The sequence below is a fragment of the Streptomyces sp. NPDC052040 genome (assembly GCF_044548405.1).
GTDB lineage: Bacteria > Actinomycetota > Actinomycetes > Streptomycetales > Streptomycetaceae > Streptomyces.
In genome coordinates, this window is record NZ_JBIUBV010000001.1 from 306,842 (window position 1) to 331,413 (window position 24,572).

The 24,572-nt window shown below is 73.4% G+C and carries 23 protein-coding genes and 1 pseudogene; 14 read left to right on the forward strand and 10 right to left on the reverse strand.

The window, feature by feature from the left end:
* Positions 1 to 61: 61 nt before the first annotated feature.
* Positions 62 to 1,450 carry an FAD-dependent oxidoreductase gene (locus ACIHAA_RS01285; protein ID WP_399811427.1) on the reverse strand — a complete coding sequence of 463 codons (1,389 nt, stop codon included), beginning with the start codon at positions 1,448 to 1,450 and terminating at the stop codon, positions 62 to 64.
* Positions 1,451 to 1,592: 142 nt separating this feature from the next.
* On the opposite strand from ACIHAA_RS01285, the gene hemG reads away from it, so the two are divergent.
* Entirely contained in the window at positions 1,593 to 3,113 is a 1,521-nt protein-coding gene (gene hemG, locus ACIHAA_RS01290; RefSeq protein ID WP_399811431.1) for a protoporphyrinogen oxidase, read from the forward strand.
* Positions 3,114 to 3,117: 4 nt separating this feature from the next.
* Positions 3,118 to 3,849: a hydrogen peroxide-dependent heme synthase gene (gene hemQ / locus ACIHAA_RS01295; RefSeq protein WP_399811433.1), complete on the forward strand. Its 732-nt coding sequence runs from the start codon at positions 3,118 to 3,120 to the stop codon at positions 3,847 to 3,849.
* Positions 3,850 to 3,953: 104 nt separating this feature from the next.
* On the opposite strand, the gene ACIHAA_RS01300 is transcribed toward hemQ, so the two are convergent.
* Positions 3,954 to 5,366 carry a DUF692 domain-containing protein gene (locus ACIHAA_RS01300; protein WP_399811434.1) on the reverse strand — a complete coding sequence of 471 codons (1,413 nt, stop codon included), beginning with the start codon at positions 5,364 to 5,366 and terminating at the stop codon, positions 3,954 to 3,956.
* Positions 5,367 to 5,600: 234 nt separating this feature from the next.
* On the opposite strand from ACIHAA_RS01300, the gene ACIHAA_RS01305 reads away from it, so the two are divergent.
* Positions 5,601 to 6,512 carry a glycosyl hydrolase family 16 gene (locus ACIHAA_RS01305; protein ID WP_399811437.1) on the forward strand — a complete coding sequence of 304 codons (912 nt, stop codon included), beginning with the start codon at positions 5,601 to 5,603 and terminating at the stop codon, positions 6,510 to 6,512.
* Between the two features lie 38 nt (positions 6,513 to 6,550).
* On the opposite strand, the gene ACIHAA_RS01310 is transcribed toward ACIHAA_RS01305, so the two are convergent.
* A complete protein-coding gene (locus ACIHAA_RS01310) occupies positions 6,551 to 7,162 on the reverse strand; it encodes a GntR family transcriptional regulator (protein WP_399813675.1) in 612 nt (203 codons plus the stop codon).
* Between ACIHAA_RS01310 and ACIHAA_RS01315 the strand changes: the two are divergent.
* Positions 7,049 to 7,414, forward strand: a pseudogene (locus tag ACIHAA_RS01315) (hypothetical protein); the annotation flags it as partial. The gene ACIHAA_RS01310 and the pseudogene ACIHAA_RS01315 overlap by 114 nt on opposite strands.
* A 10-nt stretch (positions 7,415 to 7,424) precedes the next feature.
* On the opposite strand, the gene ACIHAA_RS01320 reads toward ACIHAA_RS01315, so the two are convergent.
* The 7 genes from ACIHAA_RS01320 to zapE all read right to left on the reverse strand — a co-directional run bounded on the left by ACIHAA_RS01320 (position 7,425) and on the right by zapE (position 14,288).
* The gene (locus tag ACIHAA_RS01320; protein ID WP_399811440.1) at positions 7,425 to 8,180 is read right to left on the reverse strand and encodes an aminoacyl-tRNA hydrolase; all 756 of its coding nucleotides are present in this window, start codon (positions 8,178 to 8,180) and stop codon (positions 7,425 to 7,427) included.
* A gap of 62 nt (positions 8,181 to 8,242) precedes the next feature.
* The gene (locus ACIHAA_RS01325) at positions 8,243 to 9,106 is read right to left on the reverse strand and encodes a polysaccharide deacetylase family protein (protein ID WP_399811442.1); all 864 of its coding nucleotides are present in this window, start codon (positions 9,104 to 9,106) and stop codon (positions 8,243 to 8,245) included.
* A 116-nt stretch (positions 9,107 to 9,222) separates the two neighbouring features.
* Positions 9,223 to 10,287 carry an SPFH domain-containing protein gene (locus ACIHAA_RS01330; protein ID WP_399811444.1) on the reverse strand — a complete coding sequence of 355 codons (1,065 nt, stop codon included), beginning with the start codon at positions 10,285 to 10,287 and terminating at the stop codon, positions 9,223 to 9,225.
* A 136-nt stretch (positions 10,288 to 10,423) separates the two neighbouring features.
* A complete protein-coding gene (locus ACIHAA_RS01335; RefSeq protein ID WP_399811446.1) occupies positions 10,424 to 11,896 on the reverse strand; it encodes a SulP family inorganic anion transporter in 1,473 nt (490 codons plus the stop codon).
* A gap of 8 nt (positions 11,897 to 11,904) precedes the next feature.
* On the reverse strand, positions 11,905 to 12,486 hold the full coding sequence (locus tag ACIHAA_RS01340; protein WP_399811448.1) for a carbonic anhydrase: 582 nt from the start codon (positions 12,484 to 12,486) through the stop codon (positions 11,905 to 11,907).
* Positions 12,487 to 12,635: 149 nt separating this feature from the next.
* A complete protein-coding gene (locus ACIHAA_RS01345; RefSeq protein ID WP_399811450.1) occupies positions 12,636 to 13,022 on the reverse strand; it encodes a hypothetical protein in 387 nt (128 codons plus the stop codon).
* A 165-nt stretch (positions 13,023 to 13,187) separates the two neighbouring features.
* Positions 13,188 to 14,288: a cell division protein ZapE gene (gene zapE, locus ACIHAA_RS01350; RefSeq protein ID WP_399811453.1), complete on the reverse strand. Its 1,101-nt coding sequence runs from the start codon at positions 14,286 to 14,288 to the stop codon at positions 13,188 to 13,190.
* A gap of 37 nt (positions 14,289 to 14,325) precedes the next feature.
* On the opposite strand from zapE, the gene ACIHAA_RS01355 reads away from it, so the two are divergent.
* The 10 genes from ACIHAA_RS01355 to ACIHAA_RS01400 all read left to right on the forward strand — a co-directional run bounded on the left by ACIHAA_RS01355 (position 14,326) and on the right by ACIHAA_RS01400 (position 24,397).
* Positions 14,326 to 15,186 (forward strand): pyrimidine reductase family protein, encoded by an 861-nt coding sequence (locus ACIHAA_RS01355; RefSeq protein WP_399811456.1) that lies wholly within the window; start codon positions 14,326 to 14,328, stop codon positions 15,184 to 15,186.
* A 229-nt stretch (positions 15,187 to 15,415) separates the two neighbouring features.
* On the forward strand, positions 15,416 to 15,889 hold the full coding sequence (locus tag ACIHAA_RS01360; protein WP_399811459.1) for an indole-3-glycerol phosphate synthase: 474 nt from the start codon (positions 15,416 to 15,418) through the stop codon (positions 15,887 to 15,889).
* Between the two features lie 954 nt (positions 15,890 to 16,843).
* Positions 16,844 to 18,232: a UDP-N-acetylmuramate--L-alanine ligase gene (gene murC, locus ACIHAA_RS01365; RefSeq protein ID WP_399811462.1), complete on the forward strand. Its 1,389-nt coding sequence runs from the start codon at positions 16,844 to 16,846 to the stop codon at positions 18,230 to 18,232.
* A 14-nt stretch (positions 18,233 to 18,246) separates the two neighbouring features.
* Complete coding sequence (gene msrB, locus ACIHAA_RS01370; protein ID WP_399811465.1) at positions 18,247 to 18,654, forward strand: peptide-methionine (R)-S-oxide reductase MsrB; 408 nt, start codon at positions 18,247 to 18,249, stop codon at positions 18,652 to 18,654.
* 226 nt (positions 18,655 to 18,880) lie between these two features.
* On the forward strand, positions 18,881 to 19,363 hold the full coding sequence (locus tag ACIHAA_RS01375) for a molybdopterin-dependent oxidoreductase (RefSeq protein ID WP_399811468.1): 483 nt from the start codon (positions 18,881 to 18,883) through the stop codon (positions 19,361 to 19,363).
* A 256-nt stretch (positions 19,364 to 19,619) separates the two neighbouring features.
* Positions 19,620 to 20,750 carry an ABC transporter ATP-binding protein gene (locus ACIHAA_RS01380; RefSeq protein WP_399811471.1) on the forward strand — a complete coding sequence of 377 codons (1,131 nt, stop codon included), beginning with the start codon at positions 19,620 to 19,622 and terminating at the stop codon, positions 20,748 to 20,750.
* Positions 20,747 to 21,463: an ABC transporter permease gene (locus ACIHAA_RS01385; RefSeq protein ID WP_399811474.1), complete on the forward strand. Its 717-nt coding sequence runs from the start codon at positions 20,747 to 20,749 to the stop codon at positions 21,461 to 21,463. The genes ACIHAA_RS01380 and ACIHAA_RS01385 overlap by 4 nt, the downstream gene beginning before the upstream one ends.
* On the forward strand, positions 21,460 to 22,128 hold the full coding sequence (locus ACIHAA_RS01390; RefSeq protein ID WP_399811477.1) for an ABC transporter permease: 669 nt from the start codon (positions 21,460 to 21,462) through the stop codon (positions 22,126 to 22,128). Before ACIHAA_RS01385 ends, ACIHAA_RS01390 begins: the two co-directional genes overlap by 4 nt.
* Before the next feature lie 207 nt (positions 22,129 to 22,335).
* Complete coding sequence (locus tag ACIHAA_RS01395) at positions 22,336 to 23,289, forward strand: ABC transporter substrate-binding protein (RefSeq protein ID WP_399811480.1); 954 nt, start codon at positions 22,336 to 22,338, stop codon at positions 23,287 to 23,289.
* Positions 23,290 to 23,596: 307 nt separating this feature from the next.
* Entirely contained in the window at positions 23,597 to 24,397 is an 801-nt protein-coding gene (locus ACIHAA_RS01400; RefSeq protein ID WP_399811484.1) for a VOC family protein, read from the forward strand.
* Positions 24,398 to 24,572 lie beyond the last annotated feature (175 nt).

The window sequence follows — 24,572 nt, forward strand, 5'->3', positions numbered from 1 at the left end:
TGGCCTCACTGGTAGCGCTGCCTTGCCGGTGGAGCCGCCTTTCGGCCCCGCAGGGCGGTCGCTAGCGGTGGGCTCCCGTCACCGCCACCGCCGCCTTGCGCGCGGCCACCAGGACCGGGTCCCACACCGGGGAGAACGGGGGCGCGTAGCCCAGATCGAGGGCCGTCATCTCCTCCACCGTCATCCGTGCCGTCAGCGCCACCGCGGCGATGTCGACCCGTTTCGCCGCGCCCTCCCGGCCGACGATCTGCACGCCGAGCAGCCGCCCGGTGCGGTGCTCGGCGAGCATCTTGACGGTCATGGGCGCGGCGTCCGGGTAGTAGCCCGCGCGGCTGGTCGACTCGACGACCACCGACTCGTACCGCAGCCCGGCCCGCCGGGCGTCCTTCTCGCGCAGTCCGGTGCGCGCGATCTCCAGGTCGCAGACCTTGCTCACGGCCGTGCCGACCACTCCGGGGAAGGTGGCGTAGCCGCCGCCCGCATTGGTGCCGATGATCTGCCCGTGCTTGTTGGCGTGCGTGCCCAGCGCGATGTGCCGCATCCCGCCCGAGACCAGGTCGAGCACCTCGACGCAGTCGCCGCCCGCCCAGAGGTTCTCGTGGCCGCGCACCCGCATCGCCAGGTCGGTGAGCAGCCCGCCGTGCGCGCCGAGCGGCAGACCGGCGGCGTGCGCGAGCGTCGTCTCCGGGCGTACCCCGATCCCGAGGATCACCACATCCGCCGGGTACTCGGCGGTGTCCGTGGCGACCGCCCGGACCCGGTCGCCGTCCGTGAGGACCGCGGTCACCTCGGCGTCGTTCACCATGGTGATCCCGAGGCCCTCCATGGCCCGGTTCACCAGCCGTCCCATGTCGGGGTCCAGGGTCGCCATGGGCTGGCTGCCGCGGTTGACGACGGTGACCTCGTACCCCCGTTTGATCATCGCCTCGGCCATCTCCACGCCGATGTACCCGGCGCCCACCACCACCGCGCGGCGGCCCCGGTCGGCGGCGAGTGAGTCCAGCAGGGCCTGCCCGTCGTCGAGCGTCTGCACCCCGTGCACCCCGGGCGCGTCGATGCCGGGCAGCCGGGGACGGATCGGCCGGGCACCGGTCGCGATCACGAGTTTGTCGTACGAGGTCCAGGACTCGGACCCGGATCCGGTGTCCCGGGCGCGGACCCGGCCGCCCGCGAGGTCGATCTCCGTGACCTCCGTCCGCAGCCGCAGATCGATGTCCCGGGCCCGGTGCTCCTCGGGCGTACGGGCGATCAGCCGGTCCCGGGAGTCGACCTCGCCGCCCACCCAGTACGGGATGCCGCACGCCGAGTAGGAGGCGAAGCGACCGCGTTCGAAGGCCACGATCTCCAGTTCGCCTGGCTTCTTCAGGCGGCGGGCGGCCGATGCGGCGGACATGCCGGCCGCGTCGCCGCCGATGACGACGAGACGCTCTCCCGTACGGCTCATGTTCATGCGAACACGCTACGGGGGCAGGGCACTTCGGTCGCGGCCGCCCCGCCCGCCGGGCGGCCCGCGCCCACTGCCGGTCGCGCGCCCGACCGGTGGAGAGCCCGGCCCCCGCGGGACCGTCGGCGCTGTCTGAGAGGCTGGGGACATGAGCACACCTCACGCCCGCCCGGCCGCGGAGCACGCCGGTCACGTCGAGCACGCCGGTCACGTCGAGCATGTCGGGCACGACCGTCACGCCGGGCATGTCGTCGTCATCGGAGGCGGGATCGCCGGACTGGCCGCCGCCCACCGGCTGCTGGACCGGGGCGCGCGGGTGACGGTCCTGGAGGCCTCGGACCGGGTCGGCGGCAAGCTGCTGCCCGGTGAGATCGCGGGCGTGCGGGTCGACCTCGGGGCCGAGTCGATGCTCGCCCGGCGGCCCGAGGCGGTCGAGCTGGCCCACGCGGTGGGACTCGGCGACCGGCTCCAGCCGCCCGCCACGGCGACCGCCTCGATCTGGACCCGGGGCGCCCTGCGGCCGATGCCCAAGGGCCATGTGATGGGCGTCCCCGGCACCGCGTCGGCGCTCCTCGGCCTGCTCTCCGACGAGGGCCTGCGCCGGATCGAGGAGGACGCACGGCTGCCCCGCACGGAGATCGGCGACGATGTCGCGGTCGGCGGATATGTGGCGGAGCGGCTCGGCCGAGAGGTCGTGGACCGCCTGGTGGAGCCCCTGCTCGGCGGGGTGTACGCGGGCGACGCGTACCGCATCTCGATGCGCTCGGCGGTGCCGCAGCTCTTCCAGGCCGCCCGGCAGCACGACTCGCTGACCGAGGCGGTCCGCGGGATCCAGGCGAAGGCGGCCGCGGCCGCGCAGCCGGGCCCGGTGTTCATGGGCATCGAGGGCGGTGTCGGACGGCTTCCCCTCGCGGTCGCGGAGTCGGTCCGGGCCAGGGGCGGCGAGATCCTCCTGAACGCCGCGGCCGACCGCCTGCACCGCACCGGCGAGGGCTGGCAGATCCGGTCGGGGGAGCGCCTGTTCGAGGCGGACGCGGTGGTCGTCGCCACCCCCGCCCCGGCCGCCGCCCGGCTGCTGAGCACCGCGGCCCCCGGTGCCGCCGCCGAACTGGACGCCGTGGAGTACGCCTCCATGGCCCTGATCACCCTCGCCTACCGCCGCGCCGACGCCGACCTCCCCGAGGGCAGCGGCTTCCTGGTGCCGCCCGTCGACGGGCGCACGATCAAGGCGTCCACCTTCGCCTCCCGCAAGTGGGGCTGGATCGCCGACGAGGACCCCGGCCTCCTGGTCCTGAGGACCTCCGTCGGACGCCACGGGGAGACCGAGATCCTCGGCCGCGAGGACGCCGACCTCGTGGCCGTCTCGCGCCACGACCTGCGGGAGGCCACCGGCCTGGCCGCCGCACCGGTGGAGACCCGCGTCACCCGCTGGACCGACGGCCTGCCCCAGTACCCCGTCGGCCACCACGCCCGCGTCGCCCGCGTCCGCGCGCAGGTGGCGGAGGTCCCCGGACTCGCCGTGTGCGGTGCGGCCTACGACGGCGTCGGCATCCCCGCCTGCATCGCGAGCGCGTATGCGGCCGTCGACCAGCTCGGCGGCGACCTGCGGGGTGTGCAGCGGCTCACCGCCGACCCGGTGCAGAGCCTCCATGGCGGAGCGGGAGAATAGGCGCATGAGCGACGACGCCCCTACCACCGAGTCCGGCAGGATCCCGAACAAGGGCAAGCTGGCCAAGGACCTCAACGAGGTCATCCGCTACACCCTGTGGTCCGTCTTCAAGCTGAAGGACGTGCTGCCCGAGGACCGCGCCGGTTACGCCGACGAGGTCCAGGAGCTGTTCGACCAGCTCGCCGCGAAGGACGTGAAGATCCGCGGCACGTACGACGTGTCGGGGCTGCGCGCCGACGCCGACCTCATGATCTGGTGGCACGCGGAGACCGCCGACCAGCTCCAGGAGGCGTACAACCTCTTCCGCCGTACGAAGCTCGGCCGCGCGCTCGTCCCGGTCTGGTCGAACATGGCGCTGCACCGCCCCGCCGAGTTCAACCGCTCGCACATCCCGGCGTTCCTCGCCGACGAGACGCCGCGCAACTATGTGAGTGTCTACCCGTTCGTGCGCTCCTACGACTGGTACCTGCTGCCGGACGAGGACCGCCGCCGGATGCTCGCCGACCACGGCAAGATGGCCCGGGGCTACCCGGACGTGCGGGCCAACACGGTCGCCTCCTTCTCCCTCGGCGACTACGAGTGGCTCCTCGCCTTCGAGGCCGACGAGCTGTACCGCATCGTCGACCTCATGCGTCATCTGCGCGCCTCCGAGGCGCGGATGCACGTCCGCGAGGAGGTCCCCTTCTACACCGGCCGCCGCAAGTCGGTTGCCGAGCTGGTCGCCGGTCTCGCCTGACCGTGACGGATGCGCCGGGTGCCAGGGGGTGTCCGGCGCGTCGAAGTCGACCTGCCCGGTGGCCTCCAGGACCTTGATCCGGTCCGGCACCGTGGCCCGGCGGTTCAGTGCCGCAGCAGTGCCCGGCGGGTGGCCCGGGCGAGCCGCGCCGCGGGGTGGCGGGACGGCGGTGTCGGGCCCGACCGCTCCTGCCACCAGTCGTGCAGGCGCCGCCGGGCCCGTGCGTCCTCGGGGAGCCCGGCGCGCAGCAGATGCTCGGCGAAGCCGAGGGCGTCGCGCCGGTAGCCGCCGGTCATCGGACGGCCCTGGGCGTAGTCGAGGAAGGCGGCCCGGTAGGTCTCCCCGAGGAATCCGGGCAGTTCGGGCGCGACCTTCGCGACGACATCGGCGCGTTTGGCGGTGAGGGACCGGGTCTGCACGCCGAGCCGCACCCGGTCGAAACCCTCGGGCGCGGGCGTCCCGGCGACCAGGGCGGACAGCAGCGCGGTCTGCCCGAGCGCGAGCCGCTCCCGCGCGCAACCACCCTCCGTGCCGCCGCTCTTCGCGTCCGCGCTCTGCGTGCCGCCGCCCTCCGCGCTGCCGCTCGCCGCGTATGCGCTCCTCGCGTCTGCGCTCTTCGCGTCCGCTCCGGCCGCCCCCGTGCCGCCCGCCGTCGTCCTGGATGTGGTGCCGCGGCCCGGCTCCGTGGGTCGCGCCGCCTTCTCCACCGTCCGTCGAATGGTGTTCAACTCCCGCTCCAGCTCGGCCGGTTCGGGGAAGTTCTCGTCGCGCTCCAGCAGGACCCCGGGCGGGGCGCAGCGCGAGGCGAGGCCGGCCAGGATGTCCAGTACCGGCTGCGGCACCGGGTGGGCGTGGCTGTCGTGCCAGACGCCGTCACGTTCGAAGCCGCCCGCGACATGGACGTACGCGATGGCCTCGACGGGCAGTTCGTCCAGTGCCCGGACCGGGTCCTCGCCCCGGTTGACCTGGTTGGTGTGCAGATTGGCGACGTCGATCAGCAGCCGTACGCCGGTGCGGTCGGCCAGGTCGTAGAGGAACTGACCCTCGGTCATCTCCTCGCCCGGCCAGGAGATCAGCGCCGCGATGTTCTCCACGGCGAGCGGCACGGGCAGCGCGTCCTGCGCGATGCGGATGTTCTCGCACAGGACGTCCAGCGCGTCACGGGTGCGGGGGACGGGGAGCAGATGGCCCGCCTCCAGTGTGGGTGAGGCGGTCAGCGGGCCGCCCGCCCTGACGAACGCGATGTGCTCCGTGACCAGGGGCGAGCCCAGCGCCCGGGCGCACTCGGCGAGCGCGGCCAGCCGCGCCCGGTCGGGACGGTCCGCGCCGCCCAGGCCGAGGGAGACGCCGTGCGGGACGACGGTGACACCGCGCTCGCGCAGACGCACCAGGGAGTCGGGCAGATGGCCGGGGCACACGTTCTCGGCGACGGTCTCCACCCAGTCGACGCCCGGCATCCGCTCCACCGCGTCGGCGATCTCCGGCCGCCAGCCGATGCCCGTACCCAGTCGCTCCATCGTCCCGTCCTCCGCCCCGCCCCGCCCCGTCGACGACCGCCACTGCTGCCGGTGTGCCGGAGTGATGGCCCGGTGCTCCGGCGCCGAACCCCTCCCCGGGGACGTTCAGAGGAACATTTGAGGTTCCGCCCGCCGGTTCCACTCCAACGGAGGGCACTACGACGCGAGCCCTCCAGGAAGAGCTGCTGGTGACCCCGCCCCGCCGCCCACGGCCGAGGCCCACCCGGAGGAACCGTGCCCACCCGTCCCCGCAGCCACCGCCCGCGCGCCGCCACCGCCCTCGCCGCGGCCGTCCTCGCCACCGCCCCCGCCGTCGTCCCGGCACAGGCGGCCACGCCGTCGCAGGACGCCTGCCACACCGTCGGCGACACCATGCCGCATGGCGACTGCGGGCCCTTCCGCCAGATCTTCGCGGACGACTTCAACGGCCAGTACGCGCCGCTCGGATCCTTCAGCGGCTGCGCGGGGGACGGCGACTTCCACTGCGCCGGACTCCGGGCGTACGGCGATGTCTACCAGCAGCTCGGCGCCTATCCGCGCGGCTGGTACGACACGGCCAACCCCAAGAACCACTCCAACGGCAACACCCGTACCTTCGGCGGCGAGTACCGTGCCGACGACACCACCTGGATCGGCCCCTCCGCCACCGGCGACGGCCGCCTCCACGTACGCATGTACCGGCCCCCGGCCGGCGACAACCACGTGGCCGCGCTGGTGCCACTGGCCTGCATGAACCTCCGCTACGGCAAGTTCAGCGAGCGCTGGCGCGTGCAGGGCGCGCTCTCCGGCTACAAGATGGCCCATCTGCGCTACGCGCGCAGTGAGATCGACTTCCCGGAGGCCGGGGAGAACTTCGCCACCGACCCGATCAGCGCCTACGTCCATGGCTTCCGCGAGTACAACGCCGACGCCCCCGGCCGCTGGACCGACTGGCACACCAGCACCTACGAGATCACCCCCGCGGGCGTCACCTTCTACCTGGACGGCAGAAGAATCGGAGGCGTCTCGGGCAGCAACCCCGACACCGCCCCCTGGGTGCTCCAGAACGAGTCCAGCCTCGGCGGCGGCTACGCCGCCAAGGGCTCCTCGGTCCAGCTCGACACCACCTGGCTCACCTGCTACGCGTACCGGGGGACAAGCCGCTGATCAAGCCGCTGATCCACCCGGCGCGATGCAACGGAAGTTCACCGCTCCGACGGTCCAGGCCAGTCGCCGGTCAGGGCGGCCGCGGTCAGGGTGAGGTGCTCGGTCAGGACCGCGGCAGCGGTGTCGGCGTCGCGGGCCAGCGCCGCCTCCTCCAGCCTGCGGTGCTCCGCCGCGCCGTCCCGGTCGGGGTTGCGGTGCGCCGACCAGCGGCGGCCCAACTCGCTCGCGGTCCACAAGCGGTCGAAGGTCTCCAGCAGGACAGGGTTGCCGCATCCCTCCAACAGCGTGCGGTGGAAGACCCGGTGGGCCTCGGACCAGGCGCCGCTGTAGTACTCGCCCTCCTCCGCCACATACGCCGGGGTGCGCACCAGCCGGTGGTGGGCGGCTCGCACCCGGGCCTCCCAGTCGAGGTCGCCGCACTCGACGGACATACGCAGGACGACCGGTTCGATGGTCCGGCGGGCCTCCGCGATCTCCTTCCGTCCGATCCCCTGGTCGCGCTGTGGCAGCAGATCACGGTGGCACGCGAATGGCGCGGCGACGCGCATCTCGTCGTCCTCGCCGACAACGGTCTCGGACCGTGCGATCGTCTCGTTCTGCACACCGCGACGGGCGGTCTCCCGGCCACGCTGGCACGGACGACCCGTCAGTGGGACGACGAGGAGTGGGCCGCGGCGACGGCACGTCTCGTCGCACGCGGCTGGCTCCGCCCCGACGGCACGCTCACCGACGCGGGCAGCACGGCACGCGAGCGGATCGAGGTGGAAACGGACGAGCACTGCGGCGCGCTGTGGTCGCCGATCGGCACCGCGGGCGCCCTCCGCTTCGCCTCGCTCATCGCCCCCATCGCCGACGCCTTCACCGCGGCGGGGACGTATCAGGTCCTGCGTTCGGCTCAGTGACGGCCGGACATCAGTTCCCGTTCCGGGGCAGGGCCGGGTGGTCCGCGACCACCGTGCTGCTGCCGGGGGCGATCTCCGTGAAGCCCGCGTCGCGGACCAACGGGAGCCCCGACGCGGTCAGTTCGTGCCAGTGGGACGGGCGTGCCGTGCGGACCTGGAGCGGGAAGCCCGCCTCGCGCCAGGCGAGGCGTTCCTCGTCCGGCAGGGCCCACCATGCGAGCTGGGCGCCGTGTCCCGCCTGGGCCATCGCCTTGCCCGCGGACATCTCCAGGTCCGGGTTCAGCCACAGCACCGGTGTCGACCGGTCCGGTCCGGCGGGCGGTTCCGGGTCGTCGAGTTCCGTGCCCGACACCTGGAGCCTGGCCAGGTCCTTGGGCCAGCCGTCCAGCGGGACGGGCGGGAAGACCCGTACCTCCGCGGACTTGCCGGTGACCGTGATGCCGGGCAGGGCCTCGGCCCGCCGCCACTCCGCGCCGCGTGCCCGGCGCACCACCTTGCGGATCCGCGCGTCCTGCCAGTCCCGCATCAGCCGGGCCCACTCGCCCTCGCCCCGGGAGCGCTCGTCGCCGAGGATCACCAGTACGGCGCGTGCCGCGGTCTCCAGCGCGTCCGTGCGCGCCGGGGGAGCGGCCCGTTCGATGCGCGCCACCAGGGGCATCACATACTGCGGGGCCTCGTCGCGGGCGGTGCGCTCGGAGCGGAAGGGGCTGTCCTGGCCGTCGTACGGGGGGTCCGAGGGCGCTGCGGGGGTCTGGTCACTGCTCACGGCCCCCAGTGTGCCAGGGGACGGATCGGGCCCTTCGGGCAGTTGTCCGGGAGCCGCCGCGGCTACCGCGGGCCGCCCGCGGCCTTGATCAGTTCGGAGATCTTCACCAGCCGGTAGCCCCGCTTGCGCAGTTCGGGCACCAGGGTCCGCACCGCCGGTTCGGTCACCGGGGCCCCGCTCTGGGTGCAGTGCAGCACGACCACGGAACCGGGCCGCACCCCCCGCAGCACCTGCCGCGACACCGCGCCCGCGTCCGTCGCGCCCGCGTCCCCGCTGACCACGTCCCACTCGACCGCGGTCACCCCGAGCGGACTCAGCTCCCGCAGCGCCCGGTTGTCGTAGCAGCCGCCGGGGAAGCGGAAGTACGGCATCGGGTGGGCGACCCCCGCCTTGCGGAGCGCCGTGAAGGCGCGCTGCACATCCGTCCGCATCCTCGACTGGGGCAGGACCGGCAGTCCGAAGCAGCCGTCGGTGAAGGAGTAGTGGCTGTAGGAGTGGTTGGCGATCTCGAAGAGCGGATCCCGGCCGATGTCCCGGGCCTCCTCGGGATACTGGTCGGCCCAGCGGCCCGTCATGAACAGTGTGGCGGGCACCTTCAGCTCGCGCAGCGCGTCGATCAGCTGGGGGTTGTCGAAGTGCTCCCCGTCCTCCGCGCGCGGCCCGTCGTCGGCGGTCATGTCCGCATCGAAGGTGAGGGCGACGAGCTTCGCCTGCGTCGGGGCGCTCCGGAAGACGGGCGCCAGCGCGCCGGACCCGGCCGCGAGCGCCGCCGCCCGGGAAGCGGCCACCGAGGACGGCACCACCAAGGGCACCGCGGACGGCGCCGAGGAGCGGACCGGGGTGTGCGGGGCCGCGGGGGCTCCGCAGGCGGCGAGGAGGGCACCGAACGCGCAGACGGCGGCGACACGTCGTACCAGAGGGATCACCGCACCAACGTACGGGCGCGGCCCCGGCGGCGGGGCCGCCCGGCCCGGTGCGCCGGGCCGGTGCGACGGCGAAGTCACCCACCCGGCGGGACCCGCCTCGACGGGGGCGGTGCGGGTCAGTCGTCGTGGGTGAGCGGGGAGGGCGTGGCGCTTCTGGAGGAGGGCGGCAGGTCCTCGGGGGTGACGTCGGCCCACAGCTCCGGCGGGGCCTCGCCGGACGGGGTCGCGGCGCCCTCGCCGACGGGGACCTGGGCGAGCCCGTGCAGGGGGGCGTCCTCCTGGGGGTCCGCCTCCACCTTCAGCGGCGGGAATGCCGGTTCCGCCTCCGCGGGGCCCTCGGGCGGCTGCTGCTCGGTGCCGGACGCCGGGGCGGGCGCGGCCGTGAGCGCCTCGGAGGCGTCCTGTCCCGGCGCGCTCCCGGGCTGCCCCGAACGCTCCAGGAACCGCAGCAACTCAACCGGGAACGGCAGGACCAGCGTGGAGTTCTTCTCCGCCGCCACCGCCACCACGGTCTGGAGCAGCCGCAGCTGGAGGGCGGCCGGCTGTTCGGACATCACCCCGGCGGCCTGCGCCAGCTTCCTGGACGCCTGAAGCTCCGCGTCCGCGTTGATGACCCGGGCCCGGCGCTCACGGTCCGCCTCGGCCTGGCGGGCCATCGACCGCTTCATCGTGTCGGGCAGCGACACATCCTTGATCTCGACCCGGTCGATCTGCACGCCCCAGCCCACGGCCGGGCTGTCGATCATCAGTTCCAGGCCCTGGTTGAGCTGCTCCCGGTTGGAGAGCAGATCGTCCAGATCGCTCTTGCCGATGATCGAGCGCAGCGAGGTCTGCGCCATCTGCGAGACGGCGAACCGGTAGTCCTCGACCTGGATGAGCGCGTTGGCCGGGTCGATCACCTTGAAGTAGACGACGGCGTCGACGCGCACCGTCACATTGTCGCGTGTGATGCCCTCCTGCGCCGGGATCGGCAGCGTCACGATCTGCATATTGACCTTCTGGAGCCGGTCGACGAAGGGAACGATCACGGTGAAGCCGGGCGGCCGGGGCGAGCCCGAGAGCCGCCCGAAGCGGAACACGACCCCGCGTTCGTACTGCTTGACCACCCGGGCCGCCGCGGACACGTACACGAGTCCCACGCCTCCGAGCCCGACCAGCGCACCCACCAGTTCCGCGAGCATGACGACCTCCTCAACCCAGAGGTCCGGTATATCCGGTGCATCCGAATACGTCGGCACTTGCCACGATAATTCCGCAAGGGGTGGCGATGCGAGGCCCGGCCGGACCTCGCATCGCCGGGGGGTGAGCCCCTCGGGGTCAGCGGCCGGTCGGCAGGCCCCCGGTGGTCAGGCGGACGGGCTCCGTTCCGGCCGCGCTGTGCCGTTCCGCCCAGTTCTCCAGGGCCGTGCGGCAGGCGTGGTCCAGATGGTGCAGGCCGCTCAGATCCAGCTCCACCGGCCGGTCCTGCGGCAGTGCCTCCAGGCTCTCCATGATCCTGGGCAGCCGCAGGAAGGTCGCATTGCCCGTCAGATACGCCTGCACCGGGCCCGCGCCCTTGTCGACGGTCTCCAGCCGGACGTGTGAGGCCTCCCAGGCGGTCTTCACCACCGCCAGCGCCAGCCCGATGAGCACACCCTCGAACATGCTGACGACCACGATGGACACCGCGGTGACCAGCAGGATCAGCGCCTCGCCCCGCTGCTCGCGCCACAGCGCCACCAGCGCCCGGACCGGCACCAGCTTGGCCCCGGAGTACACCAGCACCCCGGCCAGCGCCGGGATCGGGATGTACGCCAGCGCGGACGGCAGCAGGGCCGCGAACAGCAGCAGCCAGGCGCCGTGCAGCACCCGGGACGCCTTGGTGCGGGCCCCCGCCTGGACATTGGCGGCGCTGCGCACGATCACCGCGGTCATCGGCAGCGCCCCGAGCAGCCCGCATACGGCGTTGCCGACGCCCTGCGCCATCAACTCCCTGTTGTACTGCGTGCGCGGACCGTGATGGAGCCGGTCCACGGCGGCCGCGCTGAACAGGGACTCGGCGGAGGCGATCAGGGTGAACGCGGCGACCGTGCCGAGCAGCCCCGGGTCCGCCAGCTCACCGAAGGCGCTCGGCGAGGGCGGCTGGACCGAGCCGAGCAGCCCCTGCACCTCGACCGTGGCCACCGGCAGCCCGAGGACCACGGCGGCCAGGGTGGCGAGACCGACCGCGGCGAGCGGGCCGGGCACCGCGCGCACCACCCGCGGCAGCTGCTTCCAGAGCACCAGGACGGCGATGGTGCCCGCGCCCAGCGCCAGCGAGGACAGCGTCCTGGTGCTGGACGCGGCGTCCAGGAGCGCTCCGGGCAGCCCGGCTATCTTGCCCGGGCCCGAGGCCGGGGCCTTGGCCCCGACCAGCGAGTACAGCTGCCCGGCGATCAGCACCAGGCCGATACCCGCCAGCATGCCCTCCACCACGGAGATCGAGATGGCGCGGAACCAGCGCCCCAGCCCCAGCGCGCCCATGAGGAGCTGGAGCACACCGGTGGCGAGCACGATCACACCGAGCAGCGGCAGCCCGAACTCCCGCACCGCTTCGAAGACCAGCACGGTCAGACCGGCCGCCGGTCCGGAGACCTGGAGGCTGCTGCCGCGCATCGCGCCGGTGACCAGACCGCCCACGATGCCGGTGACCAGGCCGAGTTCGGCGGGCACGCCGGAGGCGACGGCCACGCCCACGCACAGCGGCAGTGCGACCAGGAACACGACGAGGGAGGCTGCGAAGTCCTGCCTCAGATGAGGGAAGGTGCGCATCGGGCCGCTCACAGGGCTTCGAAGGCGTCGGTGGCGGAGCTGTGCTGGCGTACGGCCCCGGTGTGCACCTCGTAGTACCAGCCGTGCAGACGCAGATGACCCGCCGTCAGGCGTCGTTCCACGCAGGGGTAGGACCGCAGGCGCAGCAGCTGGGCGAGCACATGGTTCTGCACGGCCTCGGCGACCGCGGGATCGCCCGGGTCGGACGCCCGGGGCTCGGGGGCGGCGTGCGCCAGCCAGTCGCGCACGGCGGGGACGGCGGTCAGGTCGTCGCCGCGCACCAGCGCTCCTACGGCACCGCAGTGGGAGTGGCCGCAGACGACGACGTCGGTGACGCCGAGCACCTCCACGGCGTACTCGATGGTGGCCGCCTCGCCGGTGGGCCGGGCGGAGGTGTGCGGGGGCACGATGTTGCCCGCGGTGCGCAGTTCGAACAGCTCACCGGGTTGGGCTCCGGTGATCAGGACGGGCACCACCCGGGAGTCGGAGCAGGTGATGAACAGGACCTGCGGCCACTGGCCGTCGGCCAGCCGGGCGAACTCCTGGGGACGCTGCCCGTGCGCACGGGCGTGATCGATGAGGGGCTGCATTGTCAGTTCCTCCTGGCGCGCTCTGTCGCGCGTCGGTGTACGAGAACGTGGCAGATGCGGGTACGGCGACATGGCCCCGCGCCGACGCGCTCGGCCGACGCGGCGTGGTGAGGGGAGAGGGCCCTGTCAGCCCGTACCGGGCGGGCGGCTCAGCAGCGGAAGACCTGGAGTGCCCCCGGGGTGTGAGCGCTCGACGGTCTGGACGGGTGCGGCGCGGCGGACCGGGCGGCCGGGGTGCCGGGTGCCGACGGTGTCGGCGCGAGGGACCCCGGGGCCGGTGCCGCGGCCGTCCGATGGCGGTCCCGGACGCGCTGCGGGCCGGTCGGGCTCGCCAGGGATCCGGTCCCGCCCCGGACGGCGGTCTCCTCCGTGTCGTCCGCGCGCTTGCCGGTGACCGGCGCCGTGAAGCCGGCGGCGGCCGCCTGGGTCCGGTGCGCGGAGGCGGCGGAGGACGAGTGCGGTGCGACGAGTTGCAGGGCGAGCAGGACGGCGGACAGCGCCGTCAGCAGCCACCGGACCGTGATGCCGTGAACCATGCGCCCCCCTCCCCGCGGTGTGCGTCCGTCATGGATGACGTGCCCAACACGGTAGCGGGGTTGGCCTGTTTGCAGGGTTAACTTCACGTTTCAGGTAAAGGAGAGACCAAAAAACGAGGTGAGGGTGGTGGAAACGCGCCGGTGGCGCACAACCGTTTCGGACTGTTACGCCTTCACGAGACCCTTCGCGTCCCGGGCGAGCGCGGTGAGCCGGGAGATCGCGCGGAAGTACTTCTTCCGGTAGCCGCCCTTCAGCATGTCCTCGCTGAACAACTGGTCGAAGGGCAGCCCGGAGGCGAGCACCGGCACCTCCCGGTCGTAGAGCCGGTCGGCCAGCACGACCAGCCGCAGCGCCGTCGACTGGTCCGGCACCGGCTGGACATCGGTCAGGCAGACCGCCTTCAGCCCGTCCGTCAGCGCGCCGTAGCGGCTCGGGTGGACGCGGGCGAGATGGTCCAGCAGCTCCGGGAAGGAGTCGAGCGAGGCGCCCCCGGTGGCATACGCCGTCTTCGCGACCTGTTCGTCGGTGAAGGGGGCCGGGGCCTCGGGCAGTCCCCGGTGCCGGTAGTCCTCGCCGTCGATCCGCAGGGTGCGGAAGCGCGCGGACAGCCCCTGGATCTCGCGCAGGAAGTCGGCGGCCGCGAACCGGCCCTCGCCGAGCTTGCCCGGCAGGGTGTTGGAGGTGGCGGCGAGCGCCACACCCGCCTCGACCAGCTTGCCGAGCAGCGTGGAGACCAGCACGGTGTCCCCGGGGTCGTCGAGCTCGAACTCGTCGATGCACAGCAGCCGGTGCCCGGAGAGCGTACGGACCGTCTGCTGGAAACCGAGGGCGCCGACCAGGTTGGTCAGCTCCACAAAGGTGCCGAAGGCCTTCAGCGCGGGCTCCGCGGGGGTGGCGTGCCACAGGGAGGCGAGGAGGTGGGTCTTTCCGACGCCGTAGCCGCCGTCCAGGTAGACACCGCGGGGGCCCGCCGGGGTCTTCGCCGCCTTCGCCTTCCCGAAGCCGAAGAGGGAGCGCCTGGCGGGGGCGGCGGAGGCGCCGCCGAGGCCCGCGGCGAAGCCGTCGAGGATCTGTACGGCCTCGCTCTGGCTGGGCTGGTTCGGGTCCGGGATGTAGGTCGCGAAGCGGACCGAGTCGAAGCGCGGCGGCGGCACCATCTCGGCGACGAGCCGGTCGGCGGGGACATGCGGCTCGCGGGCGCACAGGGACAGCGGGGCCGCGTCGGCTATCGGCTCGATCCCGGAGGCGGCGGAGGAGGAGGACACGGTTCCCCATGGTAAGCGCCGTGCCACACTGCACGTCATGCGACGCCTGTTCCCTGTGACCGACGAGACAGCGCCCCGGCCGGGCGGTACCCGGGCCGTGGAGCCCGGCCCCGGGGGCGAAGGGCCCGCCGGGGACCCCGCGGACCGGGAGTGGACCCTTCCGGAGCTGGCCGAGGCGTACGCCTACCCCGCCCTCGGCCCCGACGGTCCGGAGACCTGGCTGCGCGCCAACATGGTCTCCACCCTCGACGGCGCCGCCCAGCACGAGGGCCGCTCCCAGCCCATCTCCGGCACCGCCGACATGCGGATCTTCGGCACCCTGAGGGGGCTCGCGGACGCCGTGCTGGTGGGCGCCGAGACGGTACGGCAGGAGGTCTACCGCCCGGCCCGCGCCCGCGCGGCCTTCGCGGAGCTCCGACGGGCGGCCGGGCAGGGGCCCGCGCCCGCGATCGCGGTGGTCAGCGCGAGCCTCGATCTGGACTTCTCCTGGCCGCTGTTCACCTCGCCCGAGGTGCCCACCCTGGTGCTGACCGGTGCCGCCGCCGCACCGGACCGGGTGGCCGCCGCCGAGAAGTCCGGCGCCCGGGTGCTGATCGCCGGGGACGGCGCGGGTGTGGACCCGGTCCGCGCCGTCCGCGCCCTGGCCGGTCTCGGGCTGACCCGGCTGCTGACCGAGGGCGGCCCGCGCCTGCTGGGGCAGCTGATCACCGCGGACGTCCTGGACGAGCTGTGCCTGACGGTCTCCCCGACGCTCACGGCGGGCGACGCGCAGCGGATCGCCGGGGGTCCCCCGGTGGCGGTGCCCCGGCGCTTCGGGCTGGTGTCGCTGCTGGAGGAGGAAGGTTTCCTCTTCGGCCGCTACCGCCGGAGCCGAGACAGCCGCTACCCGCGGAGCTGAGGCCACCGCGGCCCGCGGGCCTCAGCTCCGGGCCGCCGCTGCCCGCGGCCCGGGCGGCGCTCCGCGAGGGGGATCCCCCCCCGGCTTCGTCCGCGAAACGGCGGGCACACTGGTGGAGATCTTGTCGGCCCCGGGTGATCACGGGGCAGGATGGTTTCCGCAGGGCCCTGACGGCCCTCGGACGACCGAGGCCCCCGGCGGGGCTCGGAATGAGGAAGGGGCGCCTGCCGTGTTCACGAGCGTATTGATGATCGAGAAGGCTTTGACGTCGGCGGACGTGGAGTTCGTAACGACCCTGCACGGTGAGGAGCCGGTCGCCTTCCGCGTGCTGCTCCAGCCGCGCGGCGACCAGGCCGACCGCCTGCTGCGCGCCATCGACGACATCGCCCTGGGCGAGCTGGACGAGGCCGCGCACGAGAGAGAGACACCGGAGGGCAAGGATGCCGCGGCCCTCGGGCAGCAGGCCCTGGAGGTGTCCCTGAGCGCGCTGCGGGCGGCGGGCAGCGAGGCGGAGGGACGGCTCATCGAGGACCATCCGCTGGACGCCCTGAAGACGCTGGTCGACGAGGTCCACGCGGACGAGGTGATCGTGCTGACCGACCCGCACTACGTGGAGGAGTTCTTCCACCGCGACTGGGCGTCCCGGGCGCGGCACAAGGTCGGGGTGCCGGTGCTGAAGCTCTTCTCGCACAGCAAGGCGTAGCGGGCGGGGGCCCGGGGCCTGGGGCGAGGGCGCGTGCCGGGCCCCAGGGCCCCGCGCCACCCGGCCCGGGCTGTGCCGGGCCCGCGCAGCCGGGCTGCGCCGAGCGTGGGCTGCACGGACGCGGTGTGGGGTGCGCTCGGGCTGTGCCGCGCCGGGCCACCCGGGCTGCACCGTGCCACGCAGCCGGGCTGCGCCGAGCCCGGGACACCCGGACCGGGCGGCCTGGATCGCGGCGTGCCGCGCGCTCTGGCTGCGCCGAGCCCGGGTAGCCCGGGCTGCACCGTGCCACCCGGCCCGGATCGTGCCGTCGCGCCGCGCGCCCGGGCTGTGCCGCGCCGCTTACGCGGGCTGCGCCCGGCCCGCCGACCTGCCCCGCCTGCGCCGCACCCCGCCGCAGGCGGGGCCTCCCGCGTCCGGTGGTCCGGTGCGGCCTCCCCCGGCGTCCTCCGACGGTCGCCGCGTCCCGTGCGGCCTTCCGCGCTCCACGCGGCTCGCCGCGTCCCGTGCGGCCTTCCGCGTCCCACGCGGGTCGCCGCGCCCTGTGCGGCCCCTCCGCGTCCGGTGCGGCCTCCCCCCCGGCGTCCTCCGACGGTCGCCGCGTCCCGTGCGGCCTTCCGCGCTCCACGCGGCTCGCCGCGCCCCGTGCGGCCCCCGCGTCCCGTGCGGCCTTCCGCGTCCCACGCGGGTCGCCGCGCCCGGTGCGGCCGCCGCGGCCGGTGCTGCCGCCGCGTCCCACGCGGCTCGCCGCGCCCTGTGCGGCCCCCGCGTCCCGTGCGGCCTTCCGCGTCCCACGCGGGTCGCCGCGCCCTGTGCGGCCGCCGCAGCCGGTGCTGCCGCCGCGTCCACTGCGCCCCCGCGCCCCATGCAGGTCGCCAGCCCGGTACGGAATAGGCTGGGGGCGCGTCCTCGTGCGAGGGCGCCGCCCGTCGTACCGGATCTTGGGGAGAAACACGCATGGCACCCGGCCTTCCTACCGCCATGGACCGACCGCACTTCATCGGCATCGGCGGCGCCGGGATGTCGGGCATCGCCAAGATCCTCGCCCAGCGCGGCGCGAAGGTGGCGGGCAGCGACGCCAAGGACTCTGCGACCGCCGAGGCCCTGCGGGCGCTGGGCGTGACCGTGCACCTCGGGCACGCCGCCGAGCACCTCGCCGACGACGCCAGCTGTGTCGTCGTCTCCTCCGCGATCCGGGCCGACAACCCGGAGCTGGCGCGCGCGGCGGAGCTGGGCATCCCCGTGGTGCACCGCTCGGACGCGCTGGCCCGCCTGATGGACGGCCTGCGCCCGATCGCGGTCGCCGGTACGCACGGCAAGACGACCACCACGTCCATGCTGGCGGTCTCCCTGAGCGAGCTGGGCCTCGCCCCGTCGTACGCCATCGGCGGCGACCTGGACGCCCCCGGCTCCAACGCCCTGCACGGCGAGGGCGACATCTTCGTCGCCGAGGCCGACGAGAGCGACCGCAGCTTCCACAAGTACGCGCCCGAGGTCGCGATCGTCCTCAATGTCGAACTGGACCACCACGCCAACTACGCGTCCCTGGAGGAGATCTACGACTCCTTCCGGACCTTCGCGGGCCGGATCGTGCCCGGCGGCACCCTGGTGATCACGGCCGACCACGAGGGCGCGCGCGAGCTGACGCGGCGGCTGGACGGCTCGGTGCGGACGGTGACGTACGGCGAGTCCGAGGACGCCGACGTGCGCATCCTCTCGGTGGTCCCGCAGGGGCTGAAGAGCCTGGTCACGGTGGACCTGGAGGGCACGGAGCTGACCTTCACGGTCTCCGTCCCCGGCCGCCACTACGCGCACAACGCGGTCGCGGCCCTGGCGGCGGCCGCCGCGCTGGGCGTCCCCGCGGCCGACATGGCCCCGGCCCTGGCCGCGTACACCGGCGTCAAGCGCCGCCTCCAGCTCAAGGGCGAGGAGGCGGGCGTCCAGGTCATCGACTCCTACGCGCACCACCCCACCGAGATGACCGCCGACCTGGAGGCGATGCGGGCCGCCGCCGACGACTCCCGGATCCTGGTGGTCTTCCAGCCCCACCTCTTCTCCCGCACCCAGGAGCTGGGCAAGGAGATGGGCGCGGCACTGGCCCTCGCCGACGCCTCGGTGGTCCTCGACATCTACCCCGCCCGCGAGGACCCGATCCCGGGCGTGACCAGCGAGCTGATCATCGCGGCGGCCCGGGCGGCGGGCGCCGAGGTGCGGGCCGTGCACGACAAGGCGGAGGTCCCCGCCACCGTGGCGGGAATGGCGCGGCCGGGCGATCTGGTTCTCACCATGGGGGCGGGCGACGTCACGGACCTCGGCCCGCACATCCTGGACCGTCTCTCGAAGTAAGGGGCTGACTCAGCATGGCGTACGACGTGGACAAGCCGGACGAGCAGTGGCGCGCGGAACTGAACCCGTCCGAGTACGCGGTCCTGCGCCAGGCGGCGACCGAGCCCGCCTTCACCGGTGAGTACACCGACACCAAGACCAAGGGCGTCTACTCCTGCCGCGCCTGCGGGGCCGAACTCTTCACCTCCGACACCAAGTTCGCCTCGCACTGCGGCTGGCCGTCCTTCTACGACCCGAAGGACACCGACGCCGTCGAGCTGATCGACGACCGTTCGCACGGGATGGTCCGCACCGAGGTCCGCTGCGCCCGCTGCGGCTCGCACCTCGGTCATGTCTTCGAGGGCGAGGGCTACCCGACCCCGACGGACCAGCGGTACTGCATCAACTCGATCTCCCTGCGACTGGCTCCCGACGAGGGCTGACACCAGGAGCACTCCGGAAGGGCCCGTCCGCGGCGGCAACGCCACGGGCGGGCCCCTGCGTATCCAGGAGTGCAACAGCGGCGAGGGCCCTGTCCGCCCAGGCCGTATCTGCGAGCAGTAGGCCGTCCCTCCTGCCGCAGGAGCCAGGGTGGGGGCGGTGCCGGGTGGACTTCTGCGTTTGTGGCGGGGTGGCGCGCGGGTACCTTGCCAGCGGAGGTGGTGGCCCGTGAGCCAGTCACTGACCGGGTCGGCCGTCGGCAGCGGACCGGCGGCGCTGCTCGCGCTGACCGGAGACCTCGCGCATCCCGTCCGGCTCACCGTGCCCGACCTCTCCGCCTGGCCGCAGCACCGGGTGCGGGTCGCCTTCGAGTGCGCCACCAGCGGCGTACGGCGCCACCGGTTCACCGGACCGCTGCTCCACGACGTGCTGTCGGCCGCGGGCCCCGGCTTCGACCCGGCGCGGCGCAAGGACCGGCTCCGCTTCGTGATCGCCGTGACCGGCGCGGACGGCCACCGTGTCCTGCTCTCCTGGGCCGAGATCGACCCCGACTTCGGGCGCGCGCCGGTGCTGCTCGCGGGCAGCATCGACGACATCCCGCTCGACGGGACGGGGCCCCAGCTGGTGCTGCCCCATGACCGCTGCGGAGCGCGCTATGTCAGCGGGGTCAACGCGATCCGGGTGGACGGCGGCTTCGAGTCCTGGGCCTGAGGCGGCCGCCGACCGGGGCGGACGGCGGGCACCGGTCGAGGCGGACGGCGGGCGTCGGCGGAGGCAGGCGGCGGGCACCGGTCGAGGCGGACGGCGGGCGTCGGCGGAGGCAGGCGGCCGGGCCGTTCCCAGGTCACCCGCAGGTCACCCGCCACAGCGCTGTCACATGCGCCGTCTAGACTCTCCCGGCAGCGGTCCGTGCGACATCGGCCGGGGATCGGGCCGCTCCTGCCACACCCGAAGGGCATTCGGCGCTTTGATACGGATAGATTCAGTCACCAAGCGGTATCCGGACGGCACGGTGGCGGTCGACCGGCTGTCCCTGGAGATCCCGGACCGCTCCATCACGGTCCTCGTCGGGCCGTCCGGCTGCGGCAAGACCACGACCCTCCGCATGATCAACCGGATGGTCGAGCCGACCGAGGGCACCATCTCCCTCGACGGCGTCGACATCGGACAGCAGCCGGTCACCACGCTGCGCCGGTCCATGGGATACGTCATCCAGAACGCGGGCCTCTTCCAGCACCGCACCATCGTCGACAACATCGCGACCGTGCCCCGGCTGCTCGGCTGGAAGAAGGACCGGGCCCGCGACCGCGCCCGCGAGCTGATGGAGCGGGTCGGACTCGACGCCTCGCTCGCCAAGCGGTACCCCTACCAGCTCTCCGGCGGCCAGCAGCAGCGCGTCGGCGTGGCCCGGGCACTGGCCGCGGACCCGCCCGTCCTGCTGATGGACGAGCCGTTCTCCGCCGTGGACCCGATCGTCCGCAAGGGCCTTCAGGAGGAACTCCTCAGGATCCAGGAGGAGTTGGGCAAGACCATCGTCTTCGTCACCCATGACATCGACGAGGCGATCCGGCTCGGCACGATGGTCGCCGTGCTGCGCACCGGTGGACGGCTGGCGCAGTACGCCCCGCCCGCCGAACTGCTCTCCTCGCCGGCCGACTCCTTCGTGGAGGACTTCCTCGGTACGGACCGGGGCATCCGGCGGCTGTCCTTCTTCGGCTCCGGGGCGCTGGAGCTGACCGCGGCCCCGGTCGTCGCCGTCGGCTCCACCGCCGAGCAGATCGCCTCCCGGGCGACCGCCGAGACGCCGTACCTCCTCGTCACCGACGCCGACGGCAGGCCGCTGGGCTGGGGCGAGCCGAAGGACCTGGACGCGGGGGAGGCCGTGCCCGCGCGGCTGCTGCCGTACGGGAGGCCGTTCGAGCACGGCAAGGACTCGCTGCGTGCCGCGCTCGACGGCGCCGTGCTCTCGCCCACCGGCTGGGCCGTCGGCGTCGACGGCACCGGCCGGGTCGTCGGCGTCGTCTCCCAGCAGACCATCGGCGAGGCCATCCGCAGCGCCCACGCCGAGGGCCGCGCGGACGCCGGGGTCGCCGGATGAACCGGTTCTTCGACATCCCGAGCGACCTCCAGCACAGCTGGTGGGGGCTGATCGGGCTGCATCTGCGCGAGGCCCTGCTGCCGGTCCTCGCGGGACTGCTGGTGAGTCTGCCCGTCGCCCAGTTCTGTGTGCGGTTCCGCTGGCTGTACGCGCCGGTGCTGGGCGTGACGACCGTGCTCTACGCCATCCCGTCGCTGGCCTTCTTCGTCGTCCTCATCGACTACACCGGCCAGACCGAGCTGACCGTGATGATCCCGCTCGCCGTCTACAGCCTGGTCGTACTGGTCCCGGCCATCGTCGACGGGGTCCGCTCGGTGCCGCAGGAGACCCTCGCCGCGGCCACCGCCATGGGCTTCGGACCCGTACGGCGCTATCTCCAGGTGCAGTTGCCGATCGCGGTGCCCGCCATCATCGCGGGGCTGCGCGTGGCCACGGTGTCCAGCATCAGCCTGGTCAGCGTCGGCATGCTGATCGGCAACCAGGGCGCCCTGGGCAATCTGCTCAACGACGCCAACATCTACCACCGGCCCGAACTGGCGGTGAACTCGGTGCTCACCACGGCGGTCCTGGCCGTCCTCGCCGACGCCGCCCTGGTCCTGGTGCGGCTGCTGCTCACTCCCTGGATGCCGCGCGGCACCCGAAGCCGGGCGCCGAAGGCCGCCGAGGCCCGCCCGGACACCGCGGTACCCGCACTCGAGGAGGCCGCCCGGTGAACGTACTCCACTTCGCCCAGACGTTCTTCGGTGACAGCGCCCACTGGCACGGCTACGACGGCATCCCCACCCGGCTCCTCGAGCACCTGCGCTACTCGCTGATCGCGCTGGCCTGCGCGGCCGCCATCGGGCTGCCCGTCGGGCTGGTCACCGGGCACTACGGGCGCGGCGGCACCCTGCTCGCCCTGATCGCCACGGCCGGACGGGCGCTGCCCAGCTTCGGCCTGCTGGTCCTGATGTTCATCCTGCTCGGCTTCGGCCTGATGCCCGTGATGATCCCGCTCGTGGTCCTCGCCGTCCCGCCGATCCTGGTGACGACCTACGAGGCCGTGCGCTCCGTCGACCCGTCGCCGGTGGACGCGGCCCGGGGCATGGGCATGCAGGAGTCGCGGATCCTGTTCCGGGTGGAGGTCCCCGTCGCGCTGCCGCTGATCCTGAGCGGTCTGCGCTCGGCGGCCATCCAGATCGTCTCCACGGCCACCATCGCCGCCTACGTCAGCCTCGGCGGACTCGGCCGCTACATCATCGACGGCCTCTACCAGCGCAACTACGAGAAGGTCGTGGGCGGTGCCTCCCTGGTGGCGGTTCTGGCGCTGGCGACGCTCACCCTGTTCTGGGCGGTGGGCCGGGCCGCCGTGTCCCCGGGGGTGCGCCGCAGCGCCTGAGGACACACAGGAGGCGCCGAGAGCCCGAACCGTCCCTGCCCCTTTGCTCCTTCACCTCGGGGATCCGCAAAGGGCCGGGGATCGAGGCCAATCGGTGACCGGAAGAGACTTGACTCATTCAGAACCGGCTGGATTGGATCGTTGAGTGCGGTGCCCGCACCGTGCACAGCTGTGTCCGACCTGCCCCCAGAGCCCGGAACGGGAATCGTGACTTCTACCGCGAACACCAGCACATCCAGCAGGAGAATCTCCGGCGCGGCCGCCGTGGCCCTCGCCGCCACAGCACTGCTCGCGGGGTGTTCCTCGTCCTCCGGCGGCACGTCCGACCCCCTGGCGGGCGGCGGCTCCGGCGACGGCGTCGTCGTGGGCTCCAACAACTTCGCGGAGAGCATCCTGCTCGCCGACATCTACGGCGAGGCCCTCAAGGCCAAGGGTGTCAAGGTCACCTACAAGCCCAACATCGGCAGCCGCGAGACGACCTACGGCCTGCTCAAGAACGGCTCCATCACGGTCCTGCCGGAGTTCAACGGCGCCCTCCTCGCCTACCTGGACAAGAGCGCGGCCCCGAAGACCGTCGCGGCCACCACGGCCGCGATCACCGCCAAGCTCGACCCCAAGCTGACGCTGCTCGACCCGGCGCCCGCGCAGGACAAGGACTCCGTCACCGTCAACGCGGCCACCGCGAAGAAGTACCACCTCACGGAGAAGTCCAGCATCGCGGACCTCAAGGGCGCCGCGAAGGACCTGGTCATGGGCGGCTCGCCGGAGTTCCAGACCCGGAGCCAGGGTCTCGTCGGACTGAAGAGCGTCTACGGGCTGGACTTCAAGTCCTTCAAGGCGCTGGACGCGGGCGGCCCGCTGACCCAGGCCGCGCTCCAGAAGAACACGGTGCAGGCCGCCGATCTCTTCACCACGGACCCGACCATCTCCAAGGAGAAGTTCGTCGTCCTCCAGGACACGAAGAACCTCTTCGGCTTCGAGAACGTGCAGCCGCTGGTCCACAAGTCGGGGCTGTCCCAGAAGGGTGTCGAGGCCCTCAACGCCGTCTCGGCCAAGCTCGACACCGCGGCCCTGCTCGACCTGGACAGCCAGGTGCAGCTCGACCACAAGGACCCGCTGGACGTCGCCAAGGCCTGGCTGAAGTCGGCCGGACTGGGCTGACCCGCCCGCCGCGGACGGAACCGACGCCCCCCGGGCCCGCCGGTTCCGTCCCCCGGGTCCGCCGTTCCGTCCGCCGGGTCCGCCGGTTCCGTCCCCCGGTCGGCCGAGCGGGGCGGGGTCACCGCGGCCGATTTCACCCCGCGTGGTCACCCTCCGTAGCCGCCGCCCCGCCCGGTCCTTCTCCGGATGACGTCCGGCCTCCGGTGACGCATCCTTGCAGGGGCGCGATCGGGGTACCCGGGTGCTCCGGGCGAGCGGCCGGAGCGGTGCCGGCGCCCACCCCTCGACTGCGGGCGGTGTAGTGGTCATGGCCAAGAACGACACAAGCGGCAAGCGGGGAGCCGTCGGCGACGCGGCCTTCGGCGCGCCGTGCTGGGTCAGCCTGACCACCCGCGACGTCGAGACCACCGAGGAGTTCTACCGGGCCGTGTTCGGCTGGGAGTGGCGGCCGAACAGCCTCGGCGACCGGTTCCGGGTGGCCGTCGTCGACGGGGTCCCCGTCGCCGGGATCGCGGCCGTCGCATCGATGTGGCAGATGGCCGTGGCCTGGACCGTGTACTTCGCGGTCCCCAGCGCCGACGACGTCGCCGCCCGCTGCCGTGAGCGCGGCGGCACCACGGCCGTGGGCCCGCTCTCCCTGCCGCCCGGCCGGGCCGCCCTCCTCGCGGACCGCGACGGAGCCGTCTTCGGCATCTGGGAGGGGCGGCTCGTGACCGACTGGGAGCAGTGGCGCGAGGCCGCCCCCACCTTCATCCGGCTGCACACCCGCAACGCCTTCGACGCCGCCATCTTCTACGGGGAGGTCCTGGACTGGGCCTCCGCCCGCCAGAGCTGCTGCGAGGTGCAGTACGACGGCGACGAGGTCGTGCTGCGCAGCGGGGGAGTGGTGGTGGCGCGGATCCATTCGGGGGCCGTGGAGTCGGCGCCCGACCCCACGATCCGCCCGCACTGGCAGGTGAACTTCGCCGTCGCCGACGTCGACGCCTGTGTCCATGTCGCCCGCACCCACGGCGGCGAGGTGCTCCAGTGGACCCAGGGCTCCGAGGAGGCGGTCCTTGCCGACCCGGACGGCGCCCGCTTCACGGTGACCTCCAAGACGGAGCACTGACAGGCCCGGAGCACCGGGATCCGGAGCACTGACAGGTCCGGAGCACCGGCAGGTCCGGAGCACCGGCAGGTCCGGAGCACCAGCAGGTCTGGCGCACCGACAGGTCCGGTGCACCGACAGGTCCGGAGCACCGGCACGTCCGGTGCACCGATTCCCCGGGCTTCCGGACGACGGA

Bases quoted from the DNA above. Each gene is read 5' to 3' on its own strand.
- ACIHAA_RS01285 (WP_399811427.1), bottom strand. From the start codon at position 1,450: ATGAACATGAGCCGTACGGGAGAGCGTCTCGTCGTCATCGGCGGCGAC.
- hemG (WP_399811431.1), top strand. From the start codon at position 1,593: ATGAGCACACCTCACGCCCGCCCGGCCGCGGAGCACGCCGGTCACGTC.
- hemQ (WP_399811433.1), top strand. From the start codon at position 3,118: ATGAGCGACGACGCCCCTACCACCGAGTCCGGCAGGATCCCGAACAAG.
- ACIHAA_RS01300 (WP_399811434.1), bottom strand. From the start codon at position 5,366: ATGGAGCGACTGGGTACGGGCATCGGCTGGCGGCCGGAGATCGCCGAC.
- ACIHAA_RS01330 (WP_399811444.1), bottom strand. From the start codon at position 10,287: ATGCTCGCGGAACTGGTGGGTGCGCTGGTCGGGCTCGGAGGCGTGGGA.
- ACIHAA_RS01335 (WP_399811446.1), bottom strand. From the start codon at position 11,896: ATGCGCACCTTCCCTCATCTGAGGCAGGACTTCGCAGCCTCCCTCGTC.
- ACIHAA_RS01340 (WP_399811448.1), bottom strand. From the start codon at position 12,486: ATGCAGCCCCTCATCGATCACGCCCGTGCGCACGGGCAGCGTCCCCAG.
- ACIHAA_RS01345 (WP_399811450.1), bottom strand. From the start codon at position 13,022: ATGGTTCACGGCATCACGGTCCGGTGGCTGCTGACGGCGCTGTCCGCC.
- ACIHAA_RS01355 (WP_399811456.1), top strand. From the start codon at position 14,326: ATGCGACGCCTGTTCCCTGTGACCGACGAGACAGCGCCCCGGCCGGGC.
- murC (WP_399811462.1), top strand. From the start codon at position 16,844: ATGGCACCCGGCCTTCCTACCGCCATGGACCGACCGCACTTCATCGGC.
- msrB (WP_399811465.1), top strand. From the start codon at position 18,247: ATGGCGTACGACGTGGACAAGCCGGACGAGCAGTGGCGCGCGGAACTG.
- ACIHAA_RS01385 (WP_399811474.1), top strand. From the start codon at position 20,747: ATGAACCGGTTCTTCGACATCCCGAGCGACCTCCAGCACAGCTGGTGG.
- ACIHAA_RS01400 (WP_399811484.1), top strand. From the start codon at position 23,597: ATGGCCAAGAACGACACAAGCGGCAAGCGGGGAGCCGTCGGCGACGCG.